The 16,613-nt window shown below is 62.5% G+C and carries 14 protein-coding genes; 3 read left to right on the forward strand and 11 right to left on the reverse strand.

The annotated features are described in order from the left end of the window. Position 1: 1 nt before the first annotated feature. Genes plsX through RGV59_RS29015 form a run of 3 tightly spaced genes read right to left on the reverse strand, consistent with a single transcriptional unit; the run spans position 2 to position 1,743 of the window. Positions 2–1,012, reverse strand: a complete 1,011-nt coding sequence (gene plsX, locus RGV59_RS29005) for a phosphate acyltransferase PlsX (protein WP_082118866.1) — start codon at positions 1,010–1,012, stop codon at positions 2–4. 4 nt (positions 1,013–1,016) lie between these two features. Next, entirely contained in the window at positions 1,017–1,199 is a 183-nt protein-coding gene (gene rpmF / locus RGV59_RS29010) for a 50S ribosomal protein L32 (RefSeq protein WP_008152339.1), read from the reverse strand. A gap of 13 nt (positions 1,200–1,212) precedes the next feature. After that, positions 1,213–1,743 (reverse strand): YceD family protein, encoded by a 531-nt coding sequence (locus tag RGV59_RS29015; protein ID WP_027607804.1) that lies wholly within the window; start codon positions 1,741–1,743, stop codon positions 1,213–1,215. 105 nt (positions 1,744–1,848) lie between these two features. Between RGV59_RS29015 and RGV59_RS29020 the strand changes: the two genes are divergently transcribed. Continuing rightward, positions 1,849–2,427, forward strand: coding sequence for a Maf family protein (locus RGV59_RS29020; protein ID WP_104902616.1), 579 nt, complete (start codon positions 1,849–1,851; stop codon positions 2,425–2,427). A 131-nt stretch (positions 2,428–2,558) separates the two neighbouring features. On the opposite strand, the gene sppA is transcribed toward RGV59_RS29020, so the two are convergent. Genes sppA through rluC form a run of 3 tightly spaced genes read right to left on the reverse strand, consistent with a single transcriptional unit; the run spans position 2,559 to position 5,172 of the window. Continuing rightward, complete coding sequence (gene sppA / locus RGV59_RS29025; RefSeq protein ID WP_102618407.1) at positions 2,559–3,542, reverse strand: signal peptide peptidase SppA; 984 nt, start codon at positions 3,540–3,542, stop codon at positions 2,559–2,561. A 21-nt stretch (positions 3,543–3,563) separates the two neighbouring features. Continuing rightward, entirely contained in the window at positions 3,564–4,226 is a 663-nt protein-coding gene (locus RGV59_RS29030; RefSeq protein ID WP_046382360.1) for an HAD-IA family hydrolase, read from the reverse strand. Beyond that, a complete protein-coding gene (rluC, locus tag RGV59_RS29035; protein WP_046382359.1) occupies positions 4,213–5,172 on the reverse strand; it encodes a 23S rRNA pseudouridine(955/2504/2580) synthase RluC in 960 nt (319 codons plus the stop codon). Before rluC ends, RGV59_RS29030 begins: the two co-directional genes overlap by 14 nt. Before the next feature lie 768 nt (positions 5,173–5,940). Here rluC and rne point away from each other — a divergent pair. After that, complete coding sequence (gene rne / locus RGV59_RS29040) at positions 5,941–9,150, forward strand: ribonuclease E (protein WP_126587161.1); 3,210 nt, start codon at positions 5,941–5,943, stop codon at positions 9,148–9,150. Between the two features lie 177 nt (positions 9,151–9,327). Here rne and RGV59_RS29045 read toward each other — a convergent pair whose 3' ends face one another. From RGV59_RS29045 to RGV59_RS29065, 5 genes are all read right to left on the reverse strand, one after another. Further along, on the reverse strand, positions 9,328–9,912 hold the full coding sequence (locus tag RGV59_RS29045; RefSeq protein ID WP_126587162.1) for a nucleotidyltransferase family protein: 585 nt from the start codon (positions 9,910–9,912) through the stop codon (positions 9,328–9,330). Then, positions 9,909–10,895 (reverse strand): XdhC family protein, encoded by a 987-nt coding sequence (locus RGV59_RS29050; protein ID WP_057005502.1) that lies wholly within the window; start codon positions 10,893–10,895, stop codon positions 9,909–9,911. Before RGV59_RS29050 ends, RGV59_RS29045 begins: the two co-directional genes overlap by 4 nt. Then, positions 10,895–13,216, reverse strand: coding sequence for a xanthine dehydrogenase family protein molybdopterin-binding subunit (locus RGV59_RS29055; RefSeq protein ID WP_108526643.1), 2,322 nt, complete (start codon positions 13,214–13,216; stop codon positions 10,895–10,897). Before RGV59_RS29055 ends, RGV59_RS29050 begins: the two co-directional genes overlap by 1 nt. Next, complete coding sequence (locus RGV59_RS29060; RefSeq protein ID WP_046382354.1) at positions 13,213–13,683, reverse strand: (2Fe-2S)-binding protein; 471 nt, start codon at positions 13,681–13,683, stop codon at positions 13,213–13,215. Before RGV59_RS29060 ends, RGV59_RS29055 begins: the two co-directional genes overlap by 4 nt. 254 nt (positions 13,684–13,937) lie before the next feature. Then, positions 13,938–15,269 carry a dicarboxylate/amino acid:cation symporter gene (locus tag RGV59_RS29065; RefSeq protein ID WP_126587163.1) on the reverse strand — a complete coding sequence of 444 codons (1,332 nt, stop codon included), beginning with the start codon at positions 15,267–15,269 and terminating at the stop codon, positions 13,938–13,940. Positions 15,270–15,608: 339 nt separating this feature from the next. On the opposite strand from RGV59_RS29065, the gene RGV59_RS29070 reads away from it, so the two are divergent. After that, complete coding sequence (locus RGV59_RS29070) at positions 15,609–16,607, forward strand: AraC family transcriptional regulator (protein WP_046382352.1); 999 nt, start codon at positions 15,609–15,611, stop codon at positions 16,605–16,607. Positions 16,608–16,613 lie beyond the last annotated feature (6 nt).

Raw genomic sequence — 16,613 nt, forward strand, 5'->3', positions numbered from 1 at the left:
CCTAAGGCAACAGATCTTCCAGGCGGCCGTGCAAGCGTCGCGGCAGGTTTTCCTGGATCTCGATCAACGCCCGTGCAATCGCACTCTGAAAGCCTTCCACCCCCGCCGAGCCATGGCTTTTCACCACGATGCCCTGCAAGCCGAGAAAGCTTGCGCCATTATGCCGCGCCGGGGCCAGGTCCTCCTGCAGGCGGCGCATCAGCGGCAACGCCAGGGCGCCGACCAGGCGTGTGGCCAGGTTGCGCTTGAACAAGGCCTCGATCCGCGTGGCAATCATGGTCGCCAGACCTTCGCTGGATTTAAGCAGGATATTGCCGACAAACCCGTCGCACACCACCACATCCGCCTCGCCGCGATACAAACCGTCGCCTTCGACAAAGCCGATGTAGTTCAACCCCAGCGCACCTTGCAGCAAAGCGGCGGCGAGCTTGACCTGCTGGTTGCCCTTGATGTCTTCGATGCCGATATTCAGCAAGGCCACGCGCGGACGGGCCACACCCAGCGCCTCGGCAGCCACCGAGCCCATCACGGCGAACTGGAACAGATGCTCGGCACTGCAATCGACATTCGCGCCCAGGTCGAGCAACTGGCAATAGCCTGTCTGCGTCGGTATCGCCGCGACTATCGCCGGCCGGTCGATCCCCGGCAAGGTCTTGAGCACATGCCGCGACAACGCCATCAGCGCGCCCGTATTGCCGGCACTGACACAGGCTTGCACCTTGCCATCACGCAACAACTCAAGGGCGACCCGCATTGAAGAGTCGGGCTTGCCACGCAGGGCGACCGCCGGTTTTTCATCCATGCCGATGGCTTCGCTGGCGGGCGTAATCGTCAGGCGCGCGCGATCCACCGCCGGATGGCTGGCAATCAATTCTTCAAGAAGGGAAGGTTGACCGACGAGGGTCAGGTGCAGCGAGGGCGTAGCAGACAGACTGGCAATACAAGCCTGAACAATGCTGCGGGGACCGAAGTCCCCGCCCATTGCGTCAATCGCGATGACTTGAGCAGACAAGTGATTACTCGTCAGCGCCCTTGTCGATCACTTTACGGCCACGGTATACGCCTTCTGGCGATACGTGGTGACGCAGGTGAATTTCACCGGTGGTTTTTTCTACAGACAGAGTGCTTGCCGTCAGGGCGTCGTGCGAACGACGCATGTCACGGGCAGAGCGGGATTTTTTGTTCTGCTGAACAGCCATAATTGATTAACTCCTAAACGTTTGGGTCACGCTTTAACTGCGCCAATACACTGAACGGGTTGGACCGCGTTACCTCGTCCTCGCTCGGTTCGGACTCGTCATCGAGGCCCGCCGGCTGCTGGCATTCTTCCGGATGATGAGCAGGCACAATGGGCAAGGCGAGCAAAAGCTCCTCCTCGATCAGTGCATGCAGATCCAAAGGATCTTCGCCCAGTTCCAGCACGTCATAACCTTTCGGCAACGACTGGGTATTCGCACCCTCCTTTACCACAGCGTAACTGCATTCGCTGTGAATCGGCAGGGTGACCAGCTCAAGACAACGCTGGCAAACCATTTTGACCTCGGTGTCGATAAAGCTGTGAATAACCACAGATTTACGTTCATCTCGTTCAAAAACGAATTTGGCCTGCACCGTACCGACAGTGTCGGAAAGCGGGTCGCAGAGTCTCTCCAAATCGGCCAGCAGCAATTCACCTTGAAGGGAAGTGCCACGATCAGCCAATTTGCGCGGGTCAACGTGAGGTGGAATCGGGTCATTCAACATAGGCGCAGCATTATAGGGATGCCCCCAGCCATGTCAAAGGAAATTCAGCCCTGTGCGTCAGCCGGTCGTCCCGCTAGAATCCCCGGTCGCCCTGAGGAGACGCCCATGCTGCCTTTATTACTCGCATCCAGCTCGGTCTATCGCCGGGAATTGCTGAGCCGCCTGCACTTACCGTTCATCTGCAGCTCACCGGATATCGATGAAAGCCACCGCGCAAATGAGTCAGCCGTCGAACTGGTCAAGCGCCTGGCCGAAGAGAAAGCCCGCGCCCTCGCCGCCCGCCATCCAGGGCACCTGATCATCGGCTCCGATCAGGTCGCCACACTCGAAGGCCGAATCATCGGCAAGCCCCACACCTTCGAGAACGCCCGCGAGCAACTGCTGGCGGCCAGCGGCAAGCGTGTCAGCTTCCTCACCGGGCTGGCGCTGCTGAACAGCGAGACCGGGCATTGCCAGGTCGACTGCGTGCCGTTCACCGTACACATGCGCGTGCTGGACGCGGAGCGGGTCGAGCGCTACCTGCGGATCGAGCAACCCTATGACTGCGCGGGCAGCTTCAAGGCCGAAGGGCTGGGCGTGAGCCTGTTCCAAAGCACCGAAGGCCCGGATGCGACCAGCCTTGTCGGCTTACCGCTGATTCGCCTGGTGGATATGCTGCTGGCCGAGGGCGTGCAAATCCCTTAAAACCAGCGCAAAACCAAATGTGGGAGGGAGCTTGCTCCCGATTGCGGTGGGTCAGCTACAGATAAGCTGGCTGATCCACTGCTATCGGGAGCAAGCTCCCTCCCACATTTATCTACGCAGACCTTGGGATCTCAGCGCAGGGTCGGGCCCTGGAAGCCCATATACAAGGCCAACTTCTCCGCCACGCTGGCGCCGAGCTTCTTGGAGAAACGGTCAAACGGCGACTCCTGAACGGTGAAGTCCACCAGTTCCTTTTCACCAATCACGTCCCGCGCCACCGAACTGGCACTGCCCAGGCCATCGATCAAGCCCAGCGGCAAGGCCTGCTCGCCAGACCAGACCAGCCCGGAGAACAGCTCCGGATGGTCCTTGTCCTTCAGACGATCACCGCGCCCTTGCTTGACGCTGGCAATGAACTGGCGATGAGTGGTGTCGAGCACGCTCTGCCAGAACTGGGTTTCATCGGCCTTTTGCGGCTGGAACGGGTCGAGGAACGCCTTATGCTCGCCCGAGGTGTAGGTGCGACGCTCCACACCGAGCTTCTCCATGGTGCCGACAAAGCCGTAACCGGCCGCCGTGACGCCAATGGACCCCACCAGGCTGGCCTTGTCGGCGTAGATCTGGTCAGCGGCACTGGCGATGTAATACGCACCCGAGGCGCCCAGGTCGGAGATCACCGCGTACAGCTTGATCTGCGGATGCAGTGCGCGCAGGCGGCGAATCTCGTCATACACGTAGCCCGACTGCACCGGGCTGCCGCCCGGGCTGTTGATGCGCAGGATCACGCCCTTGACCTTGGGGTCTTCGAACGCGGTGCGCAGACTGGTGACGATATTGTCGGCGCTGGCGGACTCCTTGTCGGCAATCACCCCGCGCACTTCGATCAAGGCGGTATAGCTGGAGCCACGGGTCGCGGTTTTTTCCATGTCCACCAGCGGGCTGAACAGCACCAGCATGCCGACCAGGTAAACAAAGGTCAGCAGCTTGAAGAAAATCCCCCAGCGCCGCGAACGACGCTGCTCTTGCACGCTGGCCAGAAGGGTCTTCTCCAGCAGCTTCCAACTCTTGTCGTCACTGCTGTCGGCCTTTTCGGGCGCTTTCCACTCATCACTCATGCCATCTACCCCAGCAAAGACTCAGTGGGCCCGGCTGAGCCAGGCCTGCAATTCAGAAAAATGATCGATCGTCAGCCTGGGCTCGTATGCCTGCAGCGCCTCGGCAGCCTGCGCACCGTAGCTGACCGCCACGCTGTCCATGCCGGCGTTGCGCGCCATCATCAGGTCGAAAGACGCGTCGCCGACCATCAACGCCTGGCGTGGCGACACGCCGCAATGGGCGAGGATCTGCTCAAGCATCAGCGGATGGGGCTTGCTGGCGGTTTCGTCCGCGGCGCGGGTAACGTCGAAATAGTCTTCCCAGCCGTGGGCCTTGAGCACCCGGTCCAGGCCGCGGCGGGCCTTGCCAGTGGCGACCGCCAGCTGATAACCCTCGGCGCGGAACGCTTCCAGGGACTGCACCACGCCATCAAACAGCGGCGAAGGCTCGGCCTCCAGCGCAATGTAGTGATCGGCATAATGCTCGCGGAACGCGACCAATTCAGCGTCAGCGATGTGCGGGTACAAAGTGCGAATCGCCTCAGGCAACCCCAGGCCGATAATGCCCTTGACCGCCAGATCGCTGCACAGCTCGAAGCCAGAACGCGTCGAGGCCATGTGCATGGCCTCGACGATACGGCCAATGGAGTTGGCCAGCGTGCCGTCCCAATCGAAAATCAGCAGTTTGTAGTCAAGGTGCGGCACTCAAACGCTCCACGGTCTTGGCCCACATCTCATCGACCGGCGCCTGCAATTTCAATTCGCCACCATCGGGCAGCGGTACGGTGAGCATGTAGGCGTGCAGGAACAGGCGTTTGCCGCCCAGGTCGCGAATCTCCTTGGAGAACGCCTCGTCGCCGTACTTGGTATCACCGGCAATGCAGTGGCCCGCATGCAGGGTGTGCACGCGAATCTGGTGAGTGCGCCCGGTGACCGGCTTGGCCTCGACCAGGGTGGCGAAGTCGCCGAAGCGGCGCAGCACCTTGAACAGGGTCAGGGCTTCTTTGCCCTCCTCGTCCACTTCGACCATGCGCTCGCCGGAGCGCAGGTTGCTCTTCTGCAACGGCGCGCGCACGCTCTTGATCGAGCTGGCCCAGTTGCCGCGCACCAGCGCCATGTAGCGCTTGTCCACGCCATCGCCGCGCAGGGCGGTGTGCAGGTGGCGCAACATGCTGCGCTTCTTGGCGATCATGAGCAGGCCGGAGGTGTCGCGGTCGAGGCGATGGACCAGCTCCAGCTCCTTGGCATCCGGACGCAACTGACGAAAGGCTTCGATCACGCCGAAACTCAGGCCGCTGCCGCCGTGAACCGCAATGCCGCAGGGTTTGTTGATCACGATCAGCTTGCTGTCTTCGTAGACAATCGACGCTTCAAGGCGCTGCAACAGGCCCTGAGCCAGCGGCACAGGTTCGTCGCGCTCAGGCACGCGCACCGGCGGCACCCGGACGATATCGCCCGCCTGCAGCTTGTACTCGGGCTTGATGCGCCCCTTGTTCACGCGCACTTCGCCTTTACGCAAAATGCGGTAGATCAAGGTCTTGGGCACGCCTTTGAGCCTGGCCAGGAGAAAATTGTCGATGCGTTGGCCGGCATATTCCGGCGAGACCTCGAGCAGCTGGACGCTGGGGGTCTGGGGGGCGGTAGTCGTCATGTCGGCGATGATAACAATTTTTTATGGAATTGAAGCACTTAATCATTACTGCTATAGTCGCGAACGCCGCCAAAAGCGGCCTGGACAGAGGACTTGCGGCAAATTGCCGGCCCTGACCTTCGCAATTCATCAGGACGCGAGGCCGTCCTACGGGGCTTTCGTTACCTTGGAAAGCCCGAGATTGTAACAAGCGCAGGTGACATGAGGCCTGAAGCGAGTGCAGAAAGCAGAGTGAATACTCGCATTTTGCGCCGATATTTACGGCCAGTTCACAAAGTGCAGTCAGTCTTGGGACACACCATGGCGAATGCTTCGGAAACAACGCCTGTTAAGAGCCGAGTGAGAGCGCAATCGCCCACACTTGGTCTTGTTTAGCCATGAGCGTGGACTCCCCATTGGAGAACACGGTAAATGCCAACCCGCTGCGGATTCTGCGCGCGGCAGCACCCGAATTATCAGGGATACGTGTAGGGTGGAGATGCACAACCGTCGGACCGTGTAGCACTAGGCTTATATATAGACGCTTCATCTCGTCCACAGTCGCCGGTTGATTCCTCCTCCTGACCTTAGCTTTTGTTGAAGTGGTGCCTTTGTCACCACCGCTAACAAGCAGGACGCGTCCGTCGCGATACCAGCCCAATTCGCCGGTTATTGCTGGACACTGGAGTGGCCAACCACTCTTGACGCACCTGACACCGACCGTGAGAAGTCGTGTGTGCCGAACGCCGTTTCCGGCAGCCCGGAAACCGACGGTACAACATGAAAAGAATGCTGATTAACGCAACTCAACCCGAAGAGTTGCGTGTTGCGCTGGTAGATGGCCAACGCCTTTACGACCTGGACATCGAGTCCGGCGCACGCGAGCAGAAGAAGGCCAACATCTATAAAGGCCGTATTACTCGCATCGAACCAAGCCTTGAGGCTGCCTTTGTCGATTTCGGCTCCGAGCGCCACGGCTTCCTGCCCCTCAAAGAAATCTCCCGCGAATACTTCAAGAAAGCCCCCGAAGGCCGCGTGAACATCAAGGACGTCCTGAGCGAAGGCCAGGAAGTCATCGTCCAGGTCGAAAAAGAAGAACGTGGCAACAAGGGCGCCGCCCTGACCACCTTCATCAGCCTGGCCGGTCGTTACCTCGTACTGATGCCGAACAACCCGCGTGCCGGCGGCATTTCCCGTCGCATCGAAGGCGAAGAACGCAACGAACTGCGTGAAGCGCTGAACGGCCTGGTCGCTCCAGCCGACATGGGCCTGATCGTCCGCACTGCCGGCCTGGGCCGCAGCAGCGAAGAAATGCAGTGGGACCTCGACTACCTGCTGCAACTGTGGACCGCCATCAAAGAAGCGTCCCTGGATCGTTCCGCGCCGTTCCTGATCTACCAGGAAAGTAACGTGATCATCCGCGCCATCCGCGATTACCTGCGCCAGGACATCGGCGAAGTGCTGATCGACAGCGTCGAAGCCCAGGACGAAGCCCTGACCTTCATCCGCCAGGTGATGCCGCAGTACGCCAGCAAGATCAAGCTGTACGAAGACAGCGTTCCGCTGTTCAACCGTTTCCAGATCGAAAGCCAGATCGAGACCGCCTTCCAGCGCGTGGTCGAACTGCCTTCCGGCGGCTCCATCGTGATCGACCCGACCGAAGCCCTGGTGTCCATCGACATCAACTCGGCGCGCGCCACGAAAGGTAGCGACATCGAAGAAACCGCCCTGCAGACCAACCTGGAAGCGGCTGAAGAAATCGCCCGCCAGCTGCGCCTGCGTGATATCGGCGGCCTGATCGTGATCGACTTCATCGACATGACCCCCGCCAAGAACCAGCGCGCCGTGGAAGAGAAAGTCCGCGAATGCCTGGAAGCTGACCGTGCCCGCGTGCAAGTCGGCCGCATCTCGCGCTTCGGCCTGCTGGAAATGTCCCGTCAGCGCCTGCGTCCGTCCCTGGGCGAGAGCAGCGGCATTGTCTGCCCACGTTGCAACGGCACCGGCATCATCCGTGACGTTGAATCGCTGTCCCTGGCGATCCTGCGCCTGATCGAAGAAGAAGCCCTGAAAGACCGCACCGCCGAAGTCCGCGCACAAGTGCCGATCCCGGTTGCCGCGTTCCTGCTCAACGAAAAACGCAACTCGATCACCAAGATCGAACTGCGCACCCGTGCCCGTATCGTCATCCTGCCGAACGATCACCTCGAAACGCCGCACTTCGAAGTGCAGCGCCTGCGTGATGACAGCCCGGAAGCCCACAGCGGCCAGTCCAGCTACGAAATCGCCGCTGCCGCTGCCGAAGTGGAAGAAGTCCAGCCAGCCGCCGCGACCCGCACCCTGGTTCGCCAGGAAGCCGCCGTGAAGACCGCTCCGGCGCGTGCCAACGCACCGGTTCCGGTTGAAGTGGCTGCCCCGGTCGCAGCCCCGGCCGCCTTGCCTGAGCCAAGCCTGTTCAAGGGCCTGGTGAAATCGCTGGTCAGCCTGTTCGCCAGCAAGGAAGAGCCTGCGGCACCGGTGGTGGTCGAAAAACCTGCCACCGAGCGTCCGGCGCGTAACGAAGAGCGTCGCAACGGTCGCCAGCAGAGCCGTAACCGCAACGGTCGCCGTGACGAAGAGCGCAAGCCGCGCGAAGAACGGGCCCCGCGTGAAGAGCGCGCGCCTCGTGAAGAGCGTGCGCCTCGCGAAGCCCGTGAAGCCCGTGAAGAGACCCCGGTCGTAGCCCGCGAAGAACGCGCACCGCGCGAAGAGCGCGCACCACGTCCACCACGCGCACCGCGTGAAGATCGCAAGCCGCGTGGCGAGCGTGAAGAACGTGTGCGTGAACTGCGCGAGCCGCTGGACGCTGCGCCAGCTGTTGCCGTTGCCGCCGCTGCTGTTGCCGCCACTACCGAGGAAGAACGCCCGGCTCGCCCGCCGCGTGAAGAGCGTGCGCCACGTGAAGAGCGTCAACCGCGCCCACCGCGTGAAGAACGTCAACCACGCACCGAGCAGGCGGCTGCCGCCAGCGAAGAAGAAGTGCTGACCGGCGAAGAGCAACTGCAGGAAGACGGCCAGGACAACGCCGAAGGCGATCGTCCGCGCCGCCGCTCCCGTGGCCAGCGTCGTCGCAGCAACCGTCGCGAGCGTCAACGTGACGCCAACGGCAATGTGATCGAAGGTTCGGAAGAAGCCGGCGAGAACGCAGAAGCCGCTACCAGCGAACCGACCAGCACCGAACTGGCTGCCGGCCTGGCCGTTACCGCCGCTGTTGCCAGCTCGGTCATCAGCGCACCTGCCGAAGCCCAGGCTCACGAGCAGGCTGAACGCGCCACTGCCGCTGTCGAAGAAACCGTTGCGGTAGAAGCGCCAGTCGCCGAGACCCCAGTGGTTGAAGCACCGGTCGTAGAAGCAACCACCCCGATCGAAGCCCCCGCGGCTCCGGAAGTGGAAGTTGCGCCGGTTCGCGAAGCCCAGCCGCAAGAAGAAGTGACTGCCGCCGAGCCTGCCCCGGTGGTTGAGCCACAGCCAGTGGTTGAAGCTGTCGTGGAAGCTCCGATTGTCGAAGCCGCAGCCCCGGCCGTGCGTGAAGTTCGCGAAGAACAGACCGCCTTCCAGTGGACTGCCGAACCTGCCGCCCCGGTTGAAGCGCCTGCCCCCGTGGTAGAAGCCGCACCGGCCCCGGTCGCCGAAGTGGTTGAAGCCGCTCCGGTAGTGGTTGCCGAGCCTGCGCCAGTGGTTGAAGCGCCCGTGGTTGCCGAAGCCGCCGCCCCGGTGGTTGAAGCCGCACCGGCCAGCGCCCTGACCGAAAACGGCCGTGCGCCGAACGACCCACGTGAAGTGCGCCGTCGTCGCAAGGAAGCCGAAGCGGCCGCCGCTGCTGCCGCTGCCGCACCGGCTGTCGCCGAAGTGGTCGAGCACGCTGCCCATATCGTCGACGAGACCCCGCGTTCCGTTGAAGAAGTGGCAGAGCACCACCCAAAGGCCCTGGAAGAAGAGCACGAGCCTAAACCCCTCGTCTGATTCCATCAGCCACTGAAAAGCCCCGCCTGATCACTCAGGCGGGGCTTTTTTATGCCAAACAGATTCTGAAAACACCGAAGATTCAATGTGGGAGGGGGCTTGCCCCCGATGGCGGAGGGACAGGCACAGGTGTTGAACCTGTCACTCCGCATTCGGGGGCAAGCCCCCTCCCACATTTCAGAGCGGTTTGAAATCCAACAGATGCGGCAGATCCACATCCCAGAGTACGCCAGGGTCGTTTACCTGGATCTCGCGCACCTGCCCCTGGGCAAACAGCGGCTTGGCCCCGCGATCGCCCGTCAACGCCATCAACGCCGGGCCGAACGCCCGCCCAAACGCAACCGGATGCCCATATTGGCCGGCATGCACCGGCACGCTGATACCATCTATGCGCTCCAACACCCGTTCAATACTGGACGGCAGAATGAACGGCATATCACCCAGCACCACCAGCCAGCCATCACTGGAACCACTGGCCGCGACCGCTGCCGCAATGCTGTCGCCGATTCCGGCCGAGCACAGCTGCACTACCTCGCAGCCATGGACCTGCGCCAGACGAATGACTTCAAGCCGCTCGGGCGACGTCACCAGCACGCGCTTTAGCACCCACGCCGGCAAATTCACCAGCACCTGCTCGATCACCGGCCGCACCACCCCGTCCCGGCCGACGCACTCAGCCAGCAATTTATCCCGATCTGCCCCGGCTTCAGCGCGAAAACGACTGCCCTGCCCCGCCGCCAGCACAATCACCGTGACGGTCATTCAACCTGCACCGACAGCGGCTTTTTCTGCAGTGGCGCCACGCCATTCTTGATCGCGACAATTTCCGCCAGCAACGACAGCGCGATCTCCGCCGGTGTATGGCTGCCGATATGCAAACCGATCGGCCCATGCAACCGCGCGATCGCCTGCGCAGACAACCCCAGCGCCGCCAGGTTTTCCCGGCGTTTACGCGTATTGACCCGCGAACCCAGCGCGCCGATATAGAACGCATTGGAGTTCAGTGCCGTCAGCAACGCCATATCGTCCAGACGCGGATCGTGGGTCAGGCAGACGATGGCCGTGCGTTCGTCGGTCTGGATGTTCAGCACCGCTTCATCAGGCATGCCGGGCACAAAGCGGCCGTGCGGTTCTTCCCAGCCATACGCGAACTCTTCACGCGGGTCGCAGATCAGCACTTCAAAATCCAGCAACCGCGCCATCTGCGCCACGTAGCGTGACAACTGCCCGGCGCCGATCAACAGCAGGCGCCAGCGCGGGCCATAAATGGCGCGCAGGCGCTCGCCGTCGAAGCTCACCACGTCGGTCTTGCTCGCGGGGCTCAAGCTCACGTCGCCGGTGGCCAGGTCCAGCTCCCGAGCGACGATTTCATGGGCGTCACAGCGCGCCAGCAACTCGGCCACCCACTGCCACTCCGTCACGCGCTCTTCGGTCAGGCGCAGGGTGCCGCCGCACGGCAGGCCGAAACGCGCCGCTTCATCGCGTGTCACGCCATAGGTCACCAACTGCACCGCGGGCCCGTCGTCCGCCAACCGACCATCCTGCAGACGCGCAATCAAGTCGTCTTCAATGCAACCGCCGGACACCGAGCCGATCACCACCCCGTCGCCGCGCAAGGCCAGCATGGCCCCGGGCGGACGCGGCGCGCTGCCCCAGGTCTGGACCACGCTGTACAACACCACCCGCTGCCCCGCGCGGCGCCATTCGAGCACGCTGCGCAGGACATTCAGATCCACGCTGTCCATCAAGCCTTCGCCTCCTGCCAGCCTTGCAACTGATAACGCACGGGCAGGTTGCGAATACGCTTGCCGGTGGCGGCAAAGATCGCGTTGCACAGCGCCGGCGCAATCGGCGGCACGCCGGGCTCACCGACACCGCCCAACGGCACCTCGCCCTGTGGCGTGACCAGGTGGACCGCGACAACCTTGGGCGCCAGGGACATGCGCGCCACTTCATACATATGGAAGTTGTCCTGCTGGACCTTGCCGTCCTTGAAGCTGATCTCGCCCAATACCGCGTTGCCCAGGCCCATCACGCAGGCGCCTTCGAATTGCGAGCGAATGCGTTCCGGGTTGATCTGCGGGCCGCAGTCCACAGCGATATCCGCCTTGTGGACGATCAGCGTGCCGTCGTCTTTGACTTCCACCTCGATCACCGCCGCCACATAGGTGACGAAACTGTAATGCACCGCCAGCCCCAGGCCTCGCCCCTTGGGTAGCGTGCGCCCCCAGCCGGCGGCTTTGGCGGCGGTTTCGAGGACGCCGCGCAGGCGGGCGGTATCGATCGGGTAGCGCTCCGGGGATTCGCCGTAGTTCCACTCATCGCTCAGGGTTTTCGGATCGATCTGACGGTCCGGCCCAAGCAGTTTGAGTTGGTACTGCAACGGGTCCTGGCCGGCCTTGTGCGCCAGCTCATCGACAAAGCTCTGAATCGCAAAGCCATGCGGGATGTTCGATACCGAGCGGTACCAGCCAACCCGGGTGTGGGCGGCGGCTTCGGGGTTTTCCAGGCGCACGTTGGGAATCGCGTAGGCCATGTTGGTAAAGCCCATGCCCAGCTCGAACGCCGCCTCGTGGTTCATCCCCGGTGCAAACAACGCGGTGATGCTCGGCGCGACGGTGCGGTGCAGCCAGGCGGAAGGCAGGCCGTCCTTGTTCAGGCCAGCCTTGAGGTACTCGGCGGAAACCGTGTGGAAGTAGGAGTTGTGGATGTCATCTTCACGAGTCCACTGCACGCGCACGGCCTTGCCGGGGAATTCCTTGGCGAGGATGGCCGCCTCGACCACGAAGTCCGGCTTGGACTTGCGACCGAAACCGCCGCCCAGCAGCGTGACATTGATCGTCACGTTATCGAAAGGCAGGCCCAGGCGCTCGGCGACGCGCTCACGGGTCACCTGGGGCGCCTGGCTGGGGGCCCAGGCTTCGCACTGGCCCTTGTCGAAACGGGCAACGGCAACCATCGGTTCCATCGGTGACTGGGCCAGATGCGGCAAATAATAAGCGGCGTCCAAAGTGCTGTCGGCCTCGTTCATCGCCTGCTCAAGGGTGCCGGTGTTGCGCACCACTTTGCCCGGTTGCCGCGCGGCCGCTTCCAGCTCCTTGCGGTAATCGATCGAGTTGTAGCCGGCGTTGACGCCGTCATCCCAGACAATCGCCAGCGCTTCGCGGCCCTTGATCGCCGCCCATGTGTTGCTGGCCACCACGGCCACGCCGCCCAGCGGCTGGAACTCCGAGGGCAGAGGCCGGCTTTCGATTTCGAGGACCCTGATCACCCCCGGCACCTTCAACGCCGCACTGGCATCGAAGGATTTGACCTTGCCGCCATACACCGCCGGCCGTGCAATGGTGGCGTAGAGCATGCCGTCGAAATGCACGTCCGCGCCGTACACCGCGCGACCGTTGACGATATCGGCGCCGTCGATGGCCTTGACGCCCTCTTTGCCGATGTAGCGGAACTCCGACGGCTGCTTGAGGCGCAGCGTGTCGCGCGCCGGCACCGCCAATGCACCGGCAGCGGCGGCCAGCTCGCCATAGCCCAAGGTGCGACCGCTGGGCTGGTGAACCACCTTATGCAGCTGCGCACGGCACTCGCCCAGCGGCACCTTCCACTGTTCGGCAGCCGCCTGTTCCAGCATCGCGCGCACACTCGCGCCGCAACGCCGCATCGGTTCGAACCAGTGGCGCATGCTGCGCGAGCCATCGGTGTCCTGGTTGCCGTAACGCACTTCGTCAGCCGGCGCCTGCTGGACGCGCACGTGGGCCCAATCGGCGTCCAACTCATCGGCGACTACCAGGCTCAGGCTGGTACGCACGCCCTGGCCCATTTCCGAACGGTTGCAGATCACGGTCACGGTGCCGTCGGTGGCAATGCTGACGTAGACCTTGGGGTCATCGATCAGCCCATGGGGCATGGCATCGCCGCCATACTTCTTGGCGGCATCGGCGGCAAACGCTGCGGGCAGGCCCCAACTGGCGGCGATCACCAGCGCGCCGGTGGCGCCGACGCCCTTGAGGAAACCGCGGCGGCTGAGGTTATCGAGGACGAAATCAGCGGGTAAGCGGTTCATGCCTTGGCCCCCTGCAGGTGCGTCGAGGCCTGGCGGATCGCGGTCTTGATGCGGTTGTAGGTGCCGCAGCGGCAGATATTGCCGACCATCGCCTCCTCGATCTGCTCGTCGCTGGGGTTGGGGTTGGTTTTCAGCAGCGCGGTGGCCGACATGATTTGCCCGCCCTGGCAGTAACCGCACTGGGCCACGGCACTGTCCAGCCAGGCTTGCTGCACGACCTGGCCGATGGGGTCGGTGTGCAGGTTGTCGATGGTGCTCACGGCCTGGCCCTTGACCGCGCCGATCGGGGTGATGCAACTGCGCGCCGGGGCGCCGTCGATATGAATGGTGCACGCGCCGCACAGGCCCATGCCGCAGCCGAATTTGGTGCCGTTATAACCCGCCACATCGCGAATCGCCCACAACAGCGGCATATCCTCGGTGACGTCCAGTTGATGGTCTTGACCATTGAGTTTCAGGGTAATCATTGGGCACGCCCGCCTATTTTTTGCATTTAGGGGCGAGCCATCTGCCGCGAAAGGTATCGCTGGTTCGGGTGCGCGCAGATGGGCTCAGGCTGAGGAGGCTCTCTTGCGAAGACGGATCTTCACCGGGCCTTTGATGGAGCATTGACTAACTGTAAACCAAAAAAATCGAATTTGGCCGCGCAGAAACGCAAACGCCCCGAACCAGTCGGGGCGTTTGCGGATTGCTGTGGGCGTCAGTTCACGCCATCAGCGGGTTACTTGATCGCCGGCGCAGGGCCTTCGGCCACGCCCAGGTCATCTTCTTCACGGGTGTCGGAGATCCCACGACCACCGGAAGCCAGCTCGACTTGCAGCGTGTCTTCGTCCAGCTCCTTGACCCACTTGGCGACAACCAGGGTCGCCACGGCGTTACCGACCAGGTTGGTCAGCGCGCGGGCTTCGGACATGAAGCGGTCGATACCGAGGATCAGCGCCAGGCCGGCAACCGGCAGGTGGCCCACGGCCGACAGGGTCGCGGCCAGCACGATGAAACCACTGCCGGTCACGCCTGCAGCGCCCTTGGAGGACAGCAACAGCACCAGCAACAGGGTGATCTGGTGGGTGATGTCCATGTGGGTGTCAGTCGCCTGGGCGATGAACACGGCAGCCATGGTCAGGTAGATCGAGGTACCGTCGAGGTTGAACGAGTAGCCGGTCGGGATCACCAGGCCAACCACGGATTTCTTCGCGCCCAGACGCTCCATCTTGATCAGCATGCGTGGCAGTGCCGATTCAGACGAGGACGTACCCAGAACGATCAGCAGCTCTTCACGGATGTAGCGGATCAGTTTCAGCACGCTGAAACCGTGCGCGCGGCAGATGGCGCCGAGCACCACGACCACGAACAGGACGCAGGTGATGTAGAAGCAGATCATCAACTGGCCCAGTTGCACCAGCGAGCCGACACCGTAGGCACCGATGGTGAACGCCATGGCGCCGAGGGCACCGATTGGCGCGAGCTTCATGATCATGTTGATGATGTTGAACATCACGTGGGCGAAGCGATCGATGAAGTCCAGCACCGGCTTGCCGTAGGCACCCAGGCGATGCAGGGCGAAACCGAAGATCACCGAGAACATCAGCACTTGCAGGATGTCACCGTTGGCGAATGCGCCGACGATGGTGTTCGGGATCACGTTGAGCAGGAAGCCAACGATGCTCTGGTTCGCACCGGCCGTGGCATAGGCCGCGATTTTCGAAGCGTCCAGGGTGGCCACGTCGATGTGCATGCCAGCGCCCGGCTGCACGACGTTCACCACGAACAGGCCGATCAGCAGGGCGATGGAGGACACGACTTCGAAGTACAGCAGCGCGTAGCCGCCGGTTTTGCCGACCGATTTCATGCTCTGCATGCCAGCGATGCCGCTGACAACGGTGCAGAAGATGATCGGGGCGATGACCATTTTGATCAGTTTGATGAACCCGTCACCCAGCGGCTTGAGCTCCACACCAGTCTGCGGGTAGAAGTGACCGAGCAAAATACCGATAACGATGGCAACGATCACCTGGAAATACAGGGATTTGTACAGTGGCTGACGAGTCGTCATTGCAAAGTTCCTCAATCGTCCCGTGTGGCAAATATCCGCCATTGCCCACGGCACTTGAATTGCGAACCCTCCTGCACTGGAGGGATTTGTTGTTTGCGAGACCTGTAGGACCAAGCCTGCGCTGTAATCCTTATCGCAAACGTCGTGCCACTTTGCTGAAACGGCCTGAAGCCCCCTAGACATCAGGGCTGGAGGGATCAAGGCGCGTCTGAGCGCCGTCCATTGCATGGCGGGTTTCCGCCAACTCGCCGTATCTCGTCCTACAATTTGGCGGATATCCGCCTTGTCGCTGTAGCGGGTGATGGCTACCATCCGCCCTTCCATGGACGAGGCCCTTGCATGCGCGAACGTACCATCGCCAGTCACTACGCCCGAGCGGCCCTCGGCGGTGCGCGCCGGGCCGGCTACGACTACTCGGGCCTGTTGCAGCAGGTGGGCATCACCCCGGAACTGCTGAACGAACCCCGCGCCCGCATCGCCCCGGAACAATTTACCCGGCTGTTGCAAATGCTCTGGCTCGCGCTGGACGACGAATACCTGGGCTTTGCCGAAGGTCCGAGCAAGCGCGGCACGTTCGCCATGATGTGCCACGCGCTGATCCATTGCCGCACCCTGGAGAAGGCACTCGAACGCGGCCTGTTGTTTTACAGCCTATTCCCACAAGGTCCGCGTTGGCAGCTGACACGGGAAGGCGAAATGGCCCGCTTGAGCCTGGACGACTCCCAGCTCGGGGACCCGGATCACTTTCTCAGCGAATCCCTGCTGCTGATCTGGCATCGCCTCGGCAGTTGGTTGATCGGCCAGCGCATCCGCCTGCAGCAGGCCACGTTCAGCTACCCGATGCCGGCCCACGCCAGCGAATACGACCTGTTGTTTCCCTGCCCGCAGGTGTTCGACGCACCGAACAGCAGCCTGGTGTTTCCTGCGCGTTACTTGAGCCTGCCGCTGCTGCAGGACGAGCGCACCCTCAAGCATTTCCTGCAGCGCTCCCCCGCCGACTTGTTGTCGCGGCCCGATGAGGGCGACAGTTTGAGCAGCCAGATCCGCCGCCTGCTCAGCCGTGACCGCACACCCTGGCCGGACCTGGACGCCGTTGCCCAGCACCTGCACATCAGCCCGCAGACCCTGCGCCGACATCTGCGTGAAGAAGGCAGCAGTTTTCAAGCGCTCAAGGATGAGCTGCGGCGGGACATCGCCATTTACCACCTGGGACGCGCGGATCTGTCATTGCAGGAAATTGCCGAGCAGCTCGGGTTCTCCGAGCCGTCGGCGTTTCATCGGGCGTTCAAGAAGTGGACGGGATTGACGCCGGGGGCTTATCGGGCACAGGAGAGTTAGGCAGGC

The sequence above is a fragment of the Pseudomonas sp. FG1 genome (assembly GCF_034313875.1).
GTDB classification, from domain to species: Bacteria; Pseudomonadota; Gammaproteobacteria; order Pseudomonadales; family Pseudomonadaceae; genus Aquipseudomonas; species Aquipseudomonas veronii.